Annotated in this window: 14 protein-coding genes; 12 read left to right on the top strand and 2 right to left on the bottom strand. The window is 70.4% G+C overall.

All coding sequences use genetic code 11. The features are described from left to right. Positions 1 to 13 precede the first annotated feature (13 nt). Positions 14 to 1,120, bottom strand: coding sequence for a phosphoserine transaminase (serC, locus tag Dsi01nite_RS27430; protein WP_203849316.1), 1,107 nt, complete (start codon positions 1,118 to 1,120; stop codon positions 14 to 16). Between the two features lie 129 nt (positions 1,121 to 1,249). After that, positions 1,250 to 2,347, bottom strand: a complete 1,098-nt coding sequence (locus tag Dsi01nite_RS27425; RefSeq protein WP_203849154.1) for a citrate synthase 2 — start codon at positions 2,345 to 2,347, stop codon at positions 1,250 to 1,252. A 204-nt stretch (positions 2,348 to 2,551) separates the two neighbouring features. On the opposite strand from Dsi01nite_RS27425, the gene pdxH reads away from it, so the two are divergent. The 12 genes from pdxH to Dsi01nite_RS27365 all read left to right on the top strand — a co-directional run bounded on the left by pdxH (position 2,552) and on the right by Dsi01nite_RS27365 (position 13,914). Beyond that, positions 2,552 to 3,148 carry a pyridoxamine 5'-phosphate oxidase gene (pdxH, locus tag Dsi01nite_RS27420; protein WP_203849153.1) on the top strand — a complete coding sequence of 199 codons (597 nt, stop codon included), beginning with the start codon at positions 2,552 to 2,554 and terminating at the stop codon, positions 3,146 to 3,148. Next, on the top strand, positions 3,145 to 4,392 hold the full coding sequence (locus tag Dsi01nite_RS27415; protein ID WP_203849152.1) for an MFS transporter: 1,248 nt from the start codon (positions 3,145 to 3,147) through the stop codon (positions 4,390 to 4,392). The genes pdxH and Dsi01nite_RS27415 overlap by 4 nt, the downstream gene beginning before the upstream one ends. 16 nt (positions 4,393 to 4,408) lie before the next feature. Then, a complete protein-coding gene (locus tag Dsi01nite_RS27410; RefSeq protein WP_203849151.1) occupies positions 4,409 to 5,347 on the top strand; it encodes an aldose 1-epimerase family protein in 939 nt (312 codons plus the stop codon). Beyond that, positions 5,334 to 5,951, top strand: a complete 618-nt coding sequence (locus tag Dsi01nite_RS27405) for a nitroreductase family protein (RefSeq protein WP_203849150.1) — start codon at positions 5,334 to 5,336, stop codon at positions 5,949 to 5,951. Before Dsi01nite_RS27410 ends, Dsi01nite_RS27405 begins: the two co-directional genes overlap by 14 nt. Before the next feature lie 67 nt (positions 5,952 to 6,018). Then, positions 6,019 to 6,309 (top strand): type II toxin-antitoxin system VapB family antitoxin, encoded by a 291-nt coding sequence (locus Dsi01nite_RS27400; protein ID WP_203849149.1) that lies wholly within the window; start codon positions 6,019 to 6,021, stop codon positions 6,307 to 6,309. A 50-nt stretch (positions 6,310 to 6,359) separates the two neighbouring features. Beyond that, entirely contained in the window at positions 6,360 to 7,529 is a 1,170-nt protein-coding gene (locus tag Dsi01nite_RS27395; protein ID WP_203849148.1) for an acyl-CoA dehydrogenase family protein, read from the top strand. A 68-nt stretch (positions 7,530 to 7,597) separates the two neighbouring features. After that, positions 7,598 to 8,473, top strand: coding sequence for a DUF4230 domain-containing protein (locus Dsi01nite_RS27390; protein ID WP_203849147.1), 876 nt, complete (start codon positions 7,598 to 7,600; stop codon positions 8,471 to 8,473). A gap of 162 nt (positions 8,474 to 8,635) precedes the next feature. Beyond that, on the top strand, positions 8,636 to 9,955 hold the full coding sequence (locus Dsi01nite_RS27385) for an ABC transporter ATP-binding protein (RefSeq protein ID WP_203849146.1): 1,320 nt from the start codon (positions 8,636 to 8,638) through the stop codon (positions 9,953 to 9,955). Between the two features lie 57 nt (positions 9,956 to 10,012). Continuing rightward, positions 10,013 to 11,053, top strand: coding sequence for a hypothetical protein (locus Dsi01nite_RS27380; protein ID WP_203849145.1), 1,041 nt, complete (start codon positions 10,013 to 10,015; stop codon positions 11,051 to 11,053). Positions 11,054 to 11,083: 30 nt separating this feature from the next. Beyond that, on the top strand, positions 11,084 to 11,548 hold the full coding sequence (locus Dsi01nite_RS27375; protein WP_203849144.1) for a DUF4442 domain-containing protein: 465 nt from the start codon (positions 11,084 to 11,086) through the stop codon (positions 11,546 to 11,548). Between the two features lie 86 nt (positions 11,549 to 11,634). Next, entirely contained in the window at positions 11,635 to 13,119 is a 1,485-nt protein-coding gene (locus Dsi01nite_RS27370; RefSeq protein WP_203849143.1) for a glycoside hydrolase family 3 protein, read from the top strand. A gap of 63 nt (positions 13,120 to 13,182) precedes the next feature. Further along, positions 13,183 to 13,914 carry an LppX_LprAFG lipoprotein gene (locus Dsi01nite_RS27365; protein ID WP_203849142.1) on the top strand — a complete coding sequence of 244 codons (732 nt, stop codon included), beginning with the start codon at positions 13,183 to 13,185 and terminating at the stop codon, positions 13,912 to 13,914. Positions 13,915 to 13,916 lie beyond the last annotated feature (2 nt).

Genomic DNA, 13,916 nt, shown 5'->3' with positions numbered 1-13,916 from the left:
TCGTACATACAAACTAAAGACGCTCGATGACGTAATCGATGGAAGCCGTCAGCGCCTCGACGTCGGCCGGGTCCACGGTCGGGAACATCGCGATCCGCAGCTGGTTGCGGCCGAGCTTGCGATACGGGTCGGTGTCCACGATCCCGTTGGCGCGCAGCACCTTGGCCAGGGCCGTCGCGTCCACGGAGTCGGCGAAGTCGATGGTGCCCACGACGTTGGACCGCACGGTGATGTCGGTGACGAACGGCGTCGCGACGGGCGAGCGCTCGGCCCAGCCGTACAGGATGGCCGCCGACTCCGCGCTGCGCTTGGTCGCGAAGGACAGGCCGCCGTTGGCGTTCATCCAGTCGACCTGCTCGGCGGTGAGGAAGATCGTCGACAATGCCGGAGTGTTGTAGGTCTGCTCGAGGCGCGAGTTGTCGATCGCCGTCTGCAGGTCGAAGAAGTCGGGGATGTACCGGCCGGACTCCTTGATCTCCGCGACGCGGGCGATCGCGGCCGGCGACATGATCGCGATCCACAGGCCGCCGTCGGAGCCGAAGCACTTCTGCGGGGCGAAGTAGTAGACGTCGGTCTGCGTGAGGTCGACGTCGAGGCCGCCGGCGCCCGAGGTGGCGTCGGTCAGCACGAGACCGGACCCGACCCGCCGGACCGGCACGGAGACACCGGTCGAGGTCTCGTTCTGCGGCGAGCAGTACGTGTCGACGCCCTCCTCGGCCCGCAGGAACGCGGCGGTGCCCGGGTCGGCCTTGATGATCGTGGGGTCGCCGATGAACGGCGCCTTCTTCGCGGCGCTGCCGAACTTCGCGCCGAACTCGCCGAAGCTGGCGAACTGCGCGCGGTCACGGATCAGGCCGAAGACCGCGATCTCCCAGAACGCGGTGCTGCCGCCGTTGCCCAGGACGACCTCGTAGCCGTCGGGGATGCTGAACAGCTCGGCGAAGCCGCGGCGGAGCCGGGCGACCTCGTCGCGGACGGTCTTCTGCCGGTGGCTGGTGCCGAGGTAGGAGGTCGCGACACCGGCGAGGGCCTGCACGGCCTCGGGCCGGACCTTGCTCGGGCCTGAACCGAAGCGGCCGTCGGCGGGCTTCAGCTCATCGGGAATGCGGATGTCGACCATGTGTGAGTACTCCGGGTTGCGGCGGCGGGCGGGCAGGTGCGGGTACTCCGCGAATCCTGCCACTTCCGCCGCCGCGATCCAGGTCGATTCAGCGTCGAGGGCGACGCGCGTCACATCAGAAGCGCGCCGTCACGCGACGTGCGACCAACCCTCGACGTCGGAGGGCTTGCGCGGGCCGGGGCCCACATACGTGGCGGACGGCCGGACCAGGCGGCCCAGCTCCTTCTGCTCGAGGATGTGCGCGCTCCAGCCGGCGACCCGGGCGCAGGTGAACATCGACGTGAACATGTGCGCCGGCACCTCGGCGAAGTCGAGCACGACCGCGGACCAGAACTCGACGTTGGTGGCGAGGACCCGGTCGGGGCGGCGGGCGTGCAGCTCGGCGAGGGCCGCCTTCTCCAGGGCCTCGGCGATCTCGAAGCGCGGCGCGCCGAGCTCCTTGGCGGTGCGGCGCAGCACGCGGGCGCGCGGGTCCTCGGCGCGGTAGACGCGGTGGCCGAAGCCCATGAGGCGCTCGCCGCGGTCCAGGACGCTCTTGACGTAGCCCTCCGCGTCGCCGCTGCGCTCCACGGCCTCGATCATGCCCAGGACACGGGAAGGTGCGCCGCCGTGCAGCGGGCCGGACAGCGCGCCGATGCCGGAGGAGATGCAGGCCGCGGCGTCGGCGCCGGTGGAGGCGACGACCCGGGTGGTGAACGTGGAGGCGTTCATGCCGTGCTCGGCGGCGGAGATGAAGTAGGCGTCGACGGCCTTGACGTGGCGCGGGTCGGGGTCGCCCCGCCAGCGGCGCATGAACCGCTCGACGATCGTGTCGGCCTTGTCGATCTCCTTCTGCGGCACGGCCGGCAGCCCCAGGCCGCGGGCGGCCTGCGCGACGAACGACAGGGCGGTGACGCTGACCCGGGCGAGGTCCTCGCGGGCCTGGGGCGTCTCGATGTCCAGCAGCTGGCCGAGGCCCCAGTAGGGGGCCAGCATGGCTACCGCGGACTGCACGTCGACCCGGATGTCGCCGGAGTGCACCGGCACCGGGAACGGCTCCGCCGGGGGCAGGCCGGGGCCGAACTTGCCGTCGACCAGGAGTGCCCAAACGTTGCCGAAGGACACCTGGCCGATGAGATCCTCGATGTCGACGCCGCGATAGCGCAGCGCGCCGCCTTCCTTGTCGGGCTCCGCAATCTCGGATTCGAAGGCGATGACGCCCTCGAGTCCCGGCTTGAAATCGGACATCTCGCACTCCTGCTGTTTCGGGGGTGTCTGACTAGGTTTGTTACCCGCCGGTGGTCCCTTTGACATCTTCGCCCCGGTGGGGTGCCAGCGCCGACTGAACGGGGGCTCAGATGTGTCCTACGTGACACATCTTCACGCATTTGTGATCGTCGGAGGAAGGATGTGAGCGTGAGACCCAGCACATCACCGCAAGATTTGTCGCGGATGCGGAACGAGTACACCGGGGAGTTGACCGAGCAGGGGCTTGCCGGCACGTGGCTGGAGCAGTTCGCGACCTGGTTCGCGGACGCGGTCGAGGCGGGGCTGACCGAGCCCAACGCGATGCTGCTCGCGACCGCCGACGGCAGCGGACGGCCGAGTGCGCGCACCGTGCTGCTCAAGGGCTACGACCAGCGCGGCTTCACGTTCTTCACGAACTATGAGTCCCGCAAGGGCCGGGACCTCGCGGCGAACCCTCGGGCGAGCCTGGTCTTCCCGTGGTACCCGCTGCACCGCCAGGTGATCGTCTGCGGGACTGTGGAAAAAGTCTCCCGCGAGGAGACCGAGGAGTATTTCGCCGTCCGGCCGCACGGCGCGCAGGTCGGCGCGTGGGCGAGCCCGCAGTCGCGGGTCATCCGGTCGCGCGACGAGCTGCGGGTGCTGGTTGAGGAGGCGGAGGCCCGCGGGGAGCCGGGCGCCCCGCCGTTCTGGGGCGGGTTCCGGGTCAGCCCGGACGAGGTCGAGTTCTGGCAGGGGCGGGAGAGCCGGCTGCACGATCGCCTCCGGTACACCGGCGACACCGTGGAAAGACTCGCGCCTTGAGCGTGCAGGAGCGGCTGCGCAAGCACGTGATCGATGTGCGGCCGTTGCGCCACGTCGCCTACCGGCGGCTCTTCGTCGGCAACGCGGTGTCCTTCTTCGGCGTCCAGTTCACCGCCGTCGCCGTGCCGGTGCAGGTGTACGACATCACGAGATCGGCGCTGTGGGTCGGCATCGCCAGCTTCGTCGGCCTCATCCCGCTGATCGTGTTCTCGATCTGGGGCGGCGCGATCGCGGACGCGTTCGACCGGCGCAAGGTGCTGCTGACCAGCTCCACGCTGATGTGGCTGACGACCCTCGGCCTGCTCGCGCAGGCGGTCCTGCACGTGGACAACCCCTACCTGATGCTCGCACTGATCGCGGCCCAGTCGGCGGCGTTCGGTGTGAACAGCCCGGTCCGGCAGGCGATCATCCCGGCGCTGATCGGGGAGGGCGAGGTCGCGGCGGCCAACACGCTGAGCTTCACCGCCTCCAGCGTCTCCTCGATCTTCGGGCCGGTCGGCGCCGGTCTGGTCATCGCCTCGGCCGACTTCTCCGTCGCGTACGCCGTCGACGCCGTCCTGTTCACGATCGTGTTGTGGGCGGCGCTGCGGCTGCCGTCGCTGCCACCGCCCTCGCTGACCGGGGCTGAGGTGAGGACCACCGGCGGGCTCCGCGACATCCGCGAAGGCCTGCGGTTCCTCGCCGGCTCGAAGGTGATCCTGCTGACCTTCGCGATCGACATCGCCGCGATGGTCCTCGCGATGCCGAAGGCGCTGTTCCCGGTCGTGGCCGACCAGCGCTACGGCGCGGCGTCGCTGGGCTGGTTGTATGCCTCGATCGCCATCGGGTCGACCCTGGCCGGGCTCACGTCCGGCTGGATCGGCCGGGTCCGCCGGCAGGGGATCGCGCTCGTCGGCGCGGTCGTCGGCTGGGGGCTCGCGGTCGCGGCCGCCGGCGCGGTGCCGTGGCTGTGGGCGTGTGTAGCTTTCATGGCCGTCGCCGGCGCCGCCGACATGATCAGTGGCGTGTACCGGCAGACGGTGCTCCTCGGCGCGCCCGACGCGATGCGCGGCCGGCTGCAGGGTGTGTTCTTCGCCGTGGTGGCCGGAGGTCCACGTCTGGGTGACCTTCGAGCCGGCTCGGTGGCCGACGCGACCAGCGCCACCTTCTCCTGGGTCAGCGGCGGGATCGCCTGCGCCGTGGTGGCCGTCCTGCTCGGCCTGACATTTCCCGTCCTGCTTCGGTACACCGACCGGTCGCACTGAGGATATTGTCGCGGCCATGGACACCGCCGCCGCCGCGCAGCTCTCGCACGCCCCTTCAGGTACACAGTGGACGATCACCTCGGGCGGCCATGAGGCCGTCATCGTCGAGGTCGGCGGTGGCGTTCGCAGCTACACCGTCAACGGCGCCGACGTGATCGCCGGCTTCGCCGAGGAGGAGCACGCCGTCGGCTGCGCCGGGCAGGTCCTCGCCCCGTGGCCCAACCGCATCCGCGACGGGCAGTACGCGTTCGGCGGCGATCACCTGCAACTGCCCCTCACCGAGCCCGAGCGGCACAACGCCATCCACGGCCTGGTCAACTGGACCCGCTGGCGGCTGGTCGACGCCGCGCCGGACAGCGTGACCGTCGAGCACGACCTGGTGCCGCAGCCGGGGTACTCGTGGCCGCTGCGCCTGCGCACCACGTGGTCGGTCGGCGAGGGCGGCCTGCGCGTCGAGCACGAGGCGACCAACATCGGCTCGGAGGCGGCCCCGTTCGGCCTGGCCACGCACCCGTACGTGCTGGTCCCGGGCGTCGCGGTGGACGATCTGACGCTGAAGGTCCCGGCCCGCAGCCGGCTGCTCGTCGACGCTCGCCTGCTGCCGATCGGCGCGGCCCGGGTGGCGGGCAGCGAATACGACTTCGTGGAGGGCCGGCGGCTCGGCAGCACCGTCCTCGACACGGCGTTCGGCGAGGTGGAGCCCGACGCCGACGGCGGCTCGCAGGTGACGATCACCGCGCCCGACGGCCGGGGCGTCACGGTCTGGGCCGACTCGTCGTTCGGCTGGTGGCAGGTGTACTCCTCCGACACGCTGCCTGCCGATCGGCTGCGGAAGGCCCTCGCCATCGAGCCGATGACCTGCCCCCCTGACGCGTTCCGGTCCGGTCGTGATGTGGTGACGCTGGAGCCGGGAGCGTCCTGGCACGGTGTATGGGGGATCCGTGGAACTGTCTGAGGCGATCCGCCGGCGGCGGATGGTGCGCAACTACGACCCGTCGCGTCCGGTGGACCCCGCGTTGGTCGACAAGCTGCTGGGGTACGCGGTGCACGCACCGTCGGCCGGCTTCTCACAGGGCTGGGAGTTCCTGGTCCTGACCACCGACGAGGAGCGGGCCAGGTTCTGGGCGGCGACCACGCCGCCCGACTCCGGCCTGACCTCGTGGATGGAGGGCATGAGCCGGGCGCCGGTGATCGTCGTGCCGCACAGTCACCGCGACGCGTACCTGGACCGGTACGCCGAGCCGGACAAGGGCTGGTCCGACCGCGACGAGGCCCGCTGGCCGGTGCCCTACTGGCACATCGACACCGGGATGGCGAGCCTGCTGGTGCTGCTCGGCGCGGTCGACGAGGGGCTGGGCGCCTGCTTCTTCGGCATCCCGCCGGAGTCCGACGCGGCCTACCGGGAGGCGTTCGGGGTGCCCGCGGCGTACACGCCGATCGGCGCGATGACGATCGGCTACCGGGCCACCGACGTCAAGTCGCCATCACTCAAACGTGGCCGCCGCGAGTCACTCACCGTCACCCACCGTGGACGTTGGGGCACAACCGCCGATTTGTGACAACGCTCGGCGTCGGTTCTGTCGCACCGGGTCGGTACCCTGGCAGCGTCAGGGGGGTGAAACGTTCATGATCTTCAAGGCGGTCCGCGACGGTCGGCCTTATCCGGAACATGGGCTGACGCTGAAACAGTGGTCCGAGATCCCGCCGCGCCCGGTGCGGCTCGACCAGCTCATCACCACCAAGCGGGAGCTGGCGCTGGACAAGCTGCTCGCCGAGGACTCGACGTTCTACGGCGACCTGTTCCCGCACGTGGTGCAGTGGGAGAACCGGTTGTATCTGGAGGACGGGCTGCACCGCGCCCTGCGCTGGGCGCTGCAGCAACGCACCTCGATCCACGCGAGGGTCTACCAGGCGTAGGGGCTGTGCCTCGGCACAGCCCCTCGTGGTTTTGACTTACAGTGTTAGTTGTGACGACGACCCGGCCCCTGGACCTGCTCGATGTCGACGCGCTGCACTCCGAGGAGGAGCTGGCGATCCGCGCCGTGGTCCGGCGCGTCGTCGACGACCACGTCCGGCCCAACGTCGCCGACTGGTATGAGCGGGGCCAGGTGCCGGTCCGCGACCTGGCGAAGGAGTTCGCCTCCGTCGGGCTGCTCGGCATGCATCTGACCGGATACGGGTGCGCCGGGGCCGGCGCGGTCGCCTACGGCCTCGCCTGCCTGGAGCTGGAGGCCGGCGACTCCGGCGTCCGCAGCCTGGTCAGCGTCCAGGGCTCCCTGGCGATGTTCGCGATCTGGAAGTACGGCTCCGACGACCACAAGGACCGCTGGCTGCCCGGCATGGCCGCCGGCGACCTCATCGGCTGCTTCGGCCTGACCGAGCCCGACCACGGCTCGGACCCCGGCTCGATGAAGACCCGGGCCCGCCGCGACGGCGACGACTGGGTCCTCGACGGCACCAAGATGTGGATCACCAACGCGCCGCTCGCCGACGTGGCCGTGATCTGGGCCCGCACCGAGGCGGGCGTCAACGGGTTCGTCGTGCCGATGGGCACGCCCGGCGTGACGGCCCGGGAGGTCAAGCACAAGCTGTCGCTGCGTGCCTCCTGCACCGGCGAGATCGTCCTGGACGGCGTCCGGTTGCCGGCGGACGCGCTGCTGCCGGACGCGAAGGGGCTGAAGGCACCGCTGTCGTGTCTCACCGAGGCGCGGTACGGCATCGTGTGGGGCGCGCTCGGCGCCGCCCGCGACAGCCTGCACACCGCACTGGACTACGCGGGCGCGCGCGAGCAGTTCGGCCGGCCGATCGCCGGGTTCCAGCTGACCCAGGCGAAGTTCGCCGACGCCGCCGTCGAGCTGCAGAAGGGCTACCTGCTCGCGCTGCACCTCGGCCGGCGCGCCGACGCCGGGGTCCTGAAGCCGGAGCAGGTCAGCGTCGGCAAGCTCAACAACGTCCGGGAGGCCCTCGCCATCGCCCGGCAGTGCCGCACCATCCTCGGCGCCAACGGCATCAGTGCGGAGTATCCGGTCATGCGGCACGCCGCCAACCTGGAGACGGTGCTCACATACGAGGGCACCTCGGAGATCCATCAGCTGGTCATCGGGCAGAAGCTGACCGGACTCGCCGCGTTCGGCTGAGATCGATTCGCGGCGCTTTACCGACCCCTCTACCGTGAGAGGAAGAAGATCCTCCCGGAGGAGTCAGCATGGCCCGCAACGACGAAACCGTGACCCCCGACGACTCGGACGACGAGCCGACCCAGCGGCGCGAGCCGGACCCGAACACCGCCGAATACCCAGAGATCACGTCCGGGTCCGCTGACACCCCGCCGACCTCGGGCAAGGGTAAGGGCTGGTCGCCGAAGATCGGCGACCCCATCGACCCGCGCGACCGGGAGGACCGCCGGGACGCGCCGGTGATCGTGCCGGTCAAGGCCGGCGGCGGCGCGATGCGTGGCCTGTTCTGGCTGGTCGCCACGATCGGCCTGATCGTCGCGCTGGTGCTGGGCGCCAAGACGATCGGGCTGTTCCCCGACCTGAAGAACCCCTTCGCGAAGGAGCAGACCGACCGCAGCGGACCCGCGCTGCTCAAGTCGGTGCAGGACCTGAGCCAGTACGTGGCGGCCGAGGGCAACTTCGAGGTCATCGTCGACGTGCAGAAGGACCGCAAGTACATCCCGGACTTCCTGCTCAACGAGCGGATCCTGTTCGTCGCCGCCGGGTCGGTGGAGGTCTATGTCGACTTCGCCGGGATCGGTCAGGGCGCGGTGAAGGAGTCCGAGGACCGGCGGACGGTCGAGATCACGCTGCCGGCGCCGCAGCTGCGCCCGGTGCGGATCAACAACGACCGCAGCTACGTGTACCAGGAGGATCGCGGGCTCTTCAACCGGCTCGCGGACGCCTTCAAGTCGGACCCGAACCGGCTGCAGGAGGTCTACAAGCTCGCCGAGGAGAAGATCGGCACGGCGGCCAAGGAGGCCGGTCTGAGCAAGCGGGCCGAGGAGAACACCCGGAAGATGCTGCAGCAGTTCCTCGGGGCACTCGGATACACATCCGTGACCGTAAACTTCCCGGCGTCGTAGCGCGGGGCGAACTGCAAGCTTTCCTAACGGTAGTTGCGCGGTAACACGCTGAACACTGGTCATTTACCCGATGGACCAATAGCGTGCCCCTCGTCACAGTACTTGACTCGGGGTAACTGAGTTATCCGCGAATTGCTTTGCTGACCTGGGGCGGAGGTGACGGTGGCTACCGTCGCACTCAAAGATGTGATGAAGGTTTTCGCCGACGGCACGGTGGCCGTCGACCGAGTGAACCTCGATGTTGGGCAAGGCGAGTTCATGGTGCTTCTCGGGCCCAGTGGCTGCGGGAAGTCGACCTTGCTGCGCATGGTCGCGGGTCTCGAGGACCCCACTTCGGGCGCGATCATGCTCGACGGCGACCTGGCCAACGACCTCCCGCCGCGCGAGCGGGGAGTGGCGATGGTCTTCCAGGACTTCGCGCTCTACCCGCACATGACCGTCGGGGAGAACATCGGCTTCCCGCTGCGGCTGTCCGGGGTCGAGCCGGAGCCGCGGGCCGAGCAGGTCGCCGAGGTCGCCAGCGCGCTGGGCATCGGTGACGTGCTGGCCCGCAAGCCCGGGCAGCTCTCCGGTGGCCAGCGCCAGCGGGTCGCGATGGGCCGCGCCATCGTGCGCCGGCCCAAGCTCTTCCTCATGGACGAGCCCCTGTCCAACCTGGACAGCGGCCTGCGGGCGGAGCTGCGCGCGGAGATCTCCGGCCTGGTCCGCGAGCTCGGCGTCACCACGATCTACGTCACGCACGACCAGGCCGAGGCGCTGACCATGGCGGACCGTGTCGCGATCCTGCGCAAGGGTGTCCTGCAGGACGTCGGCACCCCGACCCAGGTCTACGGGCGTCCCGCGACCCTCTACGTCGCGGCGTTCCTCGGCAGCCCACGGATGAACCTGCTCGAGGCCGAGGTGTACGTGCACCTCGACCGGCACATCGCGCTGCACATGGGCGACCAGGTGCTGCACCTGCCGTGGAACGATCTGCGCTCCCGCCAGGTCGCGCACTTCCACGGCGAGCGGATCGTCATCGGCGTGCGCGCCGAGGCGCTCACGCCCGTGCCCGACACCACCGGCGGCGACGTCCTGCGCGGCAGGATCCGCTACCTGGAGCACCACGGCCACGAGTCGCTCGCGTTCCTCGACATCGGCGCGACCGCCGTGATCGTCGACGAGATCGGCGCGCCGCCGACCGACATCCCGATCAACGGTGGTGGGCTGAAGCGGTTCGTCAGCAAGCTCACCGGCCGCGGTGGTGGTGTCGAGGACCTGGAGCTGGTCGGTGCCGGCAACGGCCGCGGCCGTCGCGCGCCCCAGCGCGACAGCGTCCTGAGCGACCCGGGCCGCCACCACCGCCGCCCGGCGGAGCTCGCGGTGCGACTCGCGCCCTACCCCGCGGTGACGCATGGTCACCCACTGACCGTTGCCGTCCGCATGGAAGCACTGCACTTCTTCGACGAAAGGGGACAGCGCATCGATGTGGGATGGCGCTGAGTAAGCGGCTGCTCTAGCCTGCGGCGATCTGGCCCTCCGACATAGGGGAATGTTCTGATGGCTGCACAAGGCACAACAAGCACCGCTCAACCACCCGGCAGTGGACTGCTCATCATCGAGCGGATTTTGCGTGACCGGGACTCGATCTGGCGACAGATCGGTGAGGAGCGCGATCTCGGCAAGCTCACGTTGCAGATGCTCGCCAGCTCAGTGCTGGCGCTCGCCTGCTACGGAGCGGTCCTCGGCTCGTCGCACAGCCCGGCCCAGGCCGGTCTGTCGGCGCTGAAACTGCCCCTGCTGTTCCTGATGACGCTCGCGATCTGCCTGCCCACGCTATACCTGTTCAACCTGGTGTTCGGCGCCAGGTTGCAGGTCCGGCAGGCGCTCGCGCTGGTCATGGTCACCATCACGGTGACCGCGGTGCTGTCGCTGGCGTTCGCGCCGATCAGCCTGTTCTTCCTGCTGACGGCGTTCAGCTACTCGTTCTACAAGATTCTCAACGTGGCGATCCTGACGATGACCGCGTTCGTCGGGCTGAAGTTCCTCACCAGCGGCATGCACGCGCTGAACGCCCACACGGCCAAGGCCGCTGCGGAGCGGCAGGAGCGGGCCGAGGCCGCCGAGGCTGCCGCGGTGGCCGAGCTGGCAAACCCGTCCGCCGACGCGCCGGTGTCTCCGGCGCCGGCCGGCACGGCGGACGCCGGAGCGGGCACGGACGAAGGCAAGGCGGCTGTCCCGGCCGCGTCGGTGTCGGCCGGGCCTGCGGTGCAACCGCAGCCCAACGGGACGGTCGCGGTGCAGACCCTGCCGGCCCATCCGCCGAAGCCACTGCTGCTGCCCGACGGCCGCTACGCGTATCCGGTGGCGCCGCCGCTGCCCGCGATGCGCACCGGGGCGGTCGCGCTCCCGGCGGGCGAGCGTCCGGCCAGCATGACGCTGCTGCACGTGTGGATCCTGCTCTTCGGGTTCGTCGGCACCCAGCTCGCGTGGACGCTGCGGCCGTTCGTCGGTGAGCCGCACGAGCCGTTCGAGGTGTTCCGGAAGATCGAGGGCAACTTCTACGTCAACATCATCCACACGATCGGCGAGCTCTTCTAGGGCTAGCTACCAGCCGGTAACATCGGCGGCATGACCGTTGACCCCCCAACACTTGCCGCCGGCCTCATCGCTGCAGTCCCGTTCGCCCGCACCGTCGGCATCGAGATCACCGACGTGCGGGTGGACGGTGACGACATCAGTGCCACCGCCACGCTCCCGGACGAGGAGCGGCTGCACAATCACGTCGCCGGCCCGCACGCGGGCGCGATCTTCACGCTCGCCGAGACCGCTTCCGGCGCCGTGGTGATGGCGGCGTTCGGCGAGCACCTCGCGCTCGGCACCCCACTCGCGGTGCGGTCGGAGATCGCGTACCGGAAACTCGCCGTCGGGCCCGTCCAGGCCGTCGCCAGACTCGGCCGTCCCGTGCGCGATGTCATCGCCGAGCTCGCCGCCGGTGAGCGCCCCGAGTTTCCCGTCGCGATCGAGGTCACGCGGGCCGACGGCGCGGTGACCACCGAGATGACGGTCGTCTGGACCATCCGCCCACATCGATGACAGGGCCGTTAACTACTGGAAGGTTTCTTGACTATTACTGAGATGTGATGTGACCATTCTCGCCAGGCGCGAAGGGTGGTTGACGCATGGACGCAAGCACGGGGGACGACCTGGTGGGCATGGCCAACGCCGTGCTGCAACCGGGATTCGTGGGCAAGGAGCCCCCACCGTGGGTCCGCCGCCGCCTGGCCGAAGGGCTCGGCGGCGTCGTCCTCTTCGCACGCAACGTCGTCGACCGTGACCAGGTGGCCGAGCTGACCGCGGCGCTGCGCGCCGAGCGTCCCGACGTCATCGTCGCGATCGACGAGGAGGCCGGCGACGTCACCCGCATCGACGCGCACAACGGCAGCCCGTGGCCCGGCAACCTCGCCCTCGGCGCCGTCGACGACACCGCCCTGACCCGCGAGGTCGCCTGCCACATCGGCCGCGACCTGGCCTCGGTCGGCATCACGTTCGACTACGCGCCCGACGCCGACGTCAACTCCGACCCCAACAACCCGGTCATCGGGTCCCGTGCGTTCGGCGCCGAGCCCGAGCGGGTCGCCCGGCACACCGCCGCGTGGGTCACCGGCCTGCAGGAGGCCGGGGTCGCCGCCTGCGCCAAGCACTTCCCCGGACACGGCAACACCAGCGTCGACTCGCACCTGGACGTCCCGATCATCAAGGCCGGGCGGGCCGAGCTCGACGCCACCGAGCTGGTGCCGTTCCGCGCCGCCATCGCCGCCGGGGTGCAGGCCGTGATGAGCGCCCACCTGCGCGTCCCCGCCCTCGACCCGGACCTGCCGGCCACCCTCAGCGGGCGGATCATGACCGGGCTGCTCCGCGACGAGCTGGGCTTCCAGGGCCTGATCGTCACCGACGGCATCGAGATGCGGGCCATCTCCGACCGCTTCGGCTTGGCCCACGCCACGGTCCTCGCCCTGGCCGCCGGCGCCGACGCGATCTGCGTCGGCGGCGACCACGCCGACGAGGACACCGCCAACCTGCTCCGCGACGCCATCGTGGCCGCCGTGCGCTCCGGTGAGCTGCCCGAGTCGCGGCTCGCCGACGCCGCCGCGCGGGTCGCCCGGCTCGCCGCCTGGTCCACCGCCAAGCGTGCCGGGGCGGCGGCACCGCTGGACCCGAAGGCCGCCGCGCTGGGGTTGTCGGCGGCCCGCCGGGCGCTGCGCATCACCGCGCCCGACGCCGCGTTCCCGCTCGCCGGGCCGGCCTACGTGATCGAGTTCCAGCCGGAGCTCAACTTCGCGATCGCGCCCGAGACGCCGTGGGGTCTCCTGGCGCCGCTCGCCGAGCTGGTGCCCGGCACGTCCGGTGTGCGCCTGTCGTCGGAGGAAGGCCTGCCCGACGCGCTGCAGTCGTCCCTCGGCCGGCCGTTGCTGCTGGTGGTCAGGGACCCGCACCGGTACCCCTGGATCACCGACGCGCTGCGCGCCTCCCTCGCCGTGCGGCCGGACGCCGTGGTGGTCGAGATGGGTGTCCCCGCCGCGCCGAAGGGCGACCTGCACATCGCCACCTTCGGCGCGACGGCCGCCTCGGGCCGGGCGGTCGCCGAGCTGCTCGCCGGCCGGTGACATCGAGACCGCGCAGGGTCACGGCACCTGAGTTGTTACCCCGGTCGGTCTAGCATGCGGGGTATGTCCCGCACCCGTGCTCTGCTGACCGGCTCTGTGCCCTTCATGGCCGCCGCGCTGCTCCTCGTCGCCCTGACCGGCTGCACCAGCAAGTCCAACAAAGAGGACGAGGCCGGGAAGGCGGACCCCAACCTGCCGGCGGCCGAGGGGCTGCTGAAGGAGTCCGCCACCGCGATGGGCGGGATCACGTCGGCGAAGTTCCTCATCACCGCGGACGGCACCATCGCCGGCGTCGCGCTCAAGCGCGCCGAGGGCGTGCTGACCAAGGAGGGCAACGCGCAGGGCACCGCCCAGGTCGAGCAGATGGGCGCGACGGTCGAGCTGGCGTTCAGCATCGTGGGCCAGACGATGTGGCTGAAGGGCCCCACCGGCGACTACCAGCAGCTGCCGCTCGCCCTCGCCGCCTCCGTGTATGACCCGTCGGCGATCCTCAACCCCGACCGGGGCATCGCCAAGGTCGTCGGGACCGCCACCGGCGGCAAGACCGAGGCCACGGAGACCGTCGACGGCCAGGAGACCTACCGGGTCTCCACCAACAACTCCGCGGAGACGCTCAGCAACGTGGTGCCCGGCGTGACCGGCTCGGTGCCCGGGAAGTTCTGGATCGCCAAGGACGGCAAGAAGCTGCTGAAGGCCGCATGGACCCTGCCCGCCGTCGGTGAGGCCAAGGGCGGCACGGTCACCGTGACGTTCAAGGAGTTCAACGCCCCGGTCAGCATCACCGCACCGAAGTAGTT

It is taken from the genome of Dactylosporangium siamense, from assembly GCF_016862795.1.
Taxonomy (GTDB): domain Bacteria; phylum Actinomycetota; class Actinomycetes; order Mycobacteriales; family Micromonosporaceae; genus Dactylosporangium; species Dactylosporangium siamense.
Note: the sequence above shows the minus strand (reverse complement) of the source record. Positions and strands in the feature narration are given on the sequence as shown.

Excerpts from the sequence above, each read along its gene's own strand:
- serC (WP_203849316.1), bottom strand. The coding sequence starts at position 1,120 with ATGGTCGACATCCGCATTCCCGATGAGCTGAAGCCCGCCGACGGCCGC.
- Dsi01nite_RS27425 (WP_203849154.1), bottom strand. The coding sequence starts at position 2,347 with ATGTCCGATTTCAAGCCGGGACTCGAGGGCGTCATCGCCTTCGAATCC.
- pdxH (WP_203849153.1), top strand. The coding sequence starts at position 2,552 with ATGCGGAACGAGTACACCGGGGAGTTGACCGAGCAGGGGCTTGCCGGC.
- Dsi01nite_RS27410 (WP_203849151.1), top strand. The coding sequence starts at position 4,409 with ATGGACACCGCCGCCGCCGCGCAGCTCTCGCACGCCCCTTCAGGTACA.
- Dsi01nite_RS27400 (WP_203849149.1), top strand. The coding sequence starts at position 6,019 with ATGATCTTCAAGGCGGTCCGCGACGGTCGGCCTTATCCGGAACATGGG.
- Dsi01nite_RS27390 (WP_203849147.1), top strand. The coding sequence starts at position 7,598 with ATGGCCCGCAACGACGAAACCGTGACCCCCGACGACTCGGACGACGAG.
- Dsi01nite_RS27380 (WP_203849145.1), top strand. The coding sequence starts at position 10,013 with ATGGCTGCACAAGGCACAACAAGCACCGCTCAACCACCCGGCAGTGGA.
- Dsi01nite_RS27375 (WP_203849144.1), top strand. The coding sequence starts at position 11,084 with ATGACCGTTGACCCCCCAACACTTGCCGCCGGCCTCATCGCTGCAGTC.
- Dsi01nite_RS27370 (WP_203849143.1), top strand. The coding sequence starts at position 11,635 with ATGGACGCAAGCACGGGGGACGACCTGGTGGGCATGGCCAACGCCGTG.
- Dsi01nite_RS27365 (WP_203849142.1), top strand. The coding sequence starts at position 13,183 with ATGTCCCGCACCCGTGCTCTGCTGACCGGCTCTGTGCCCTTCATGGCC.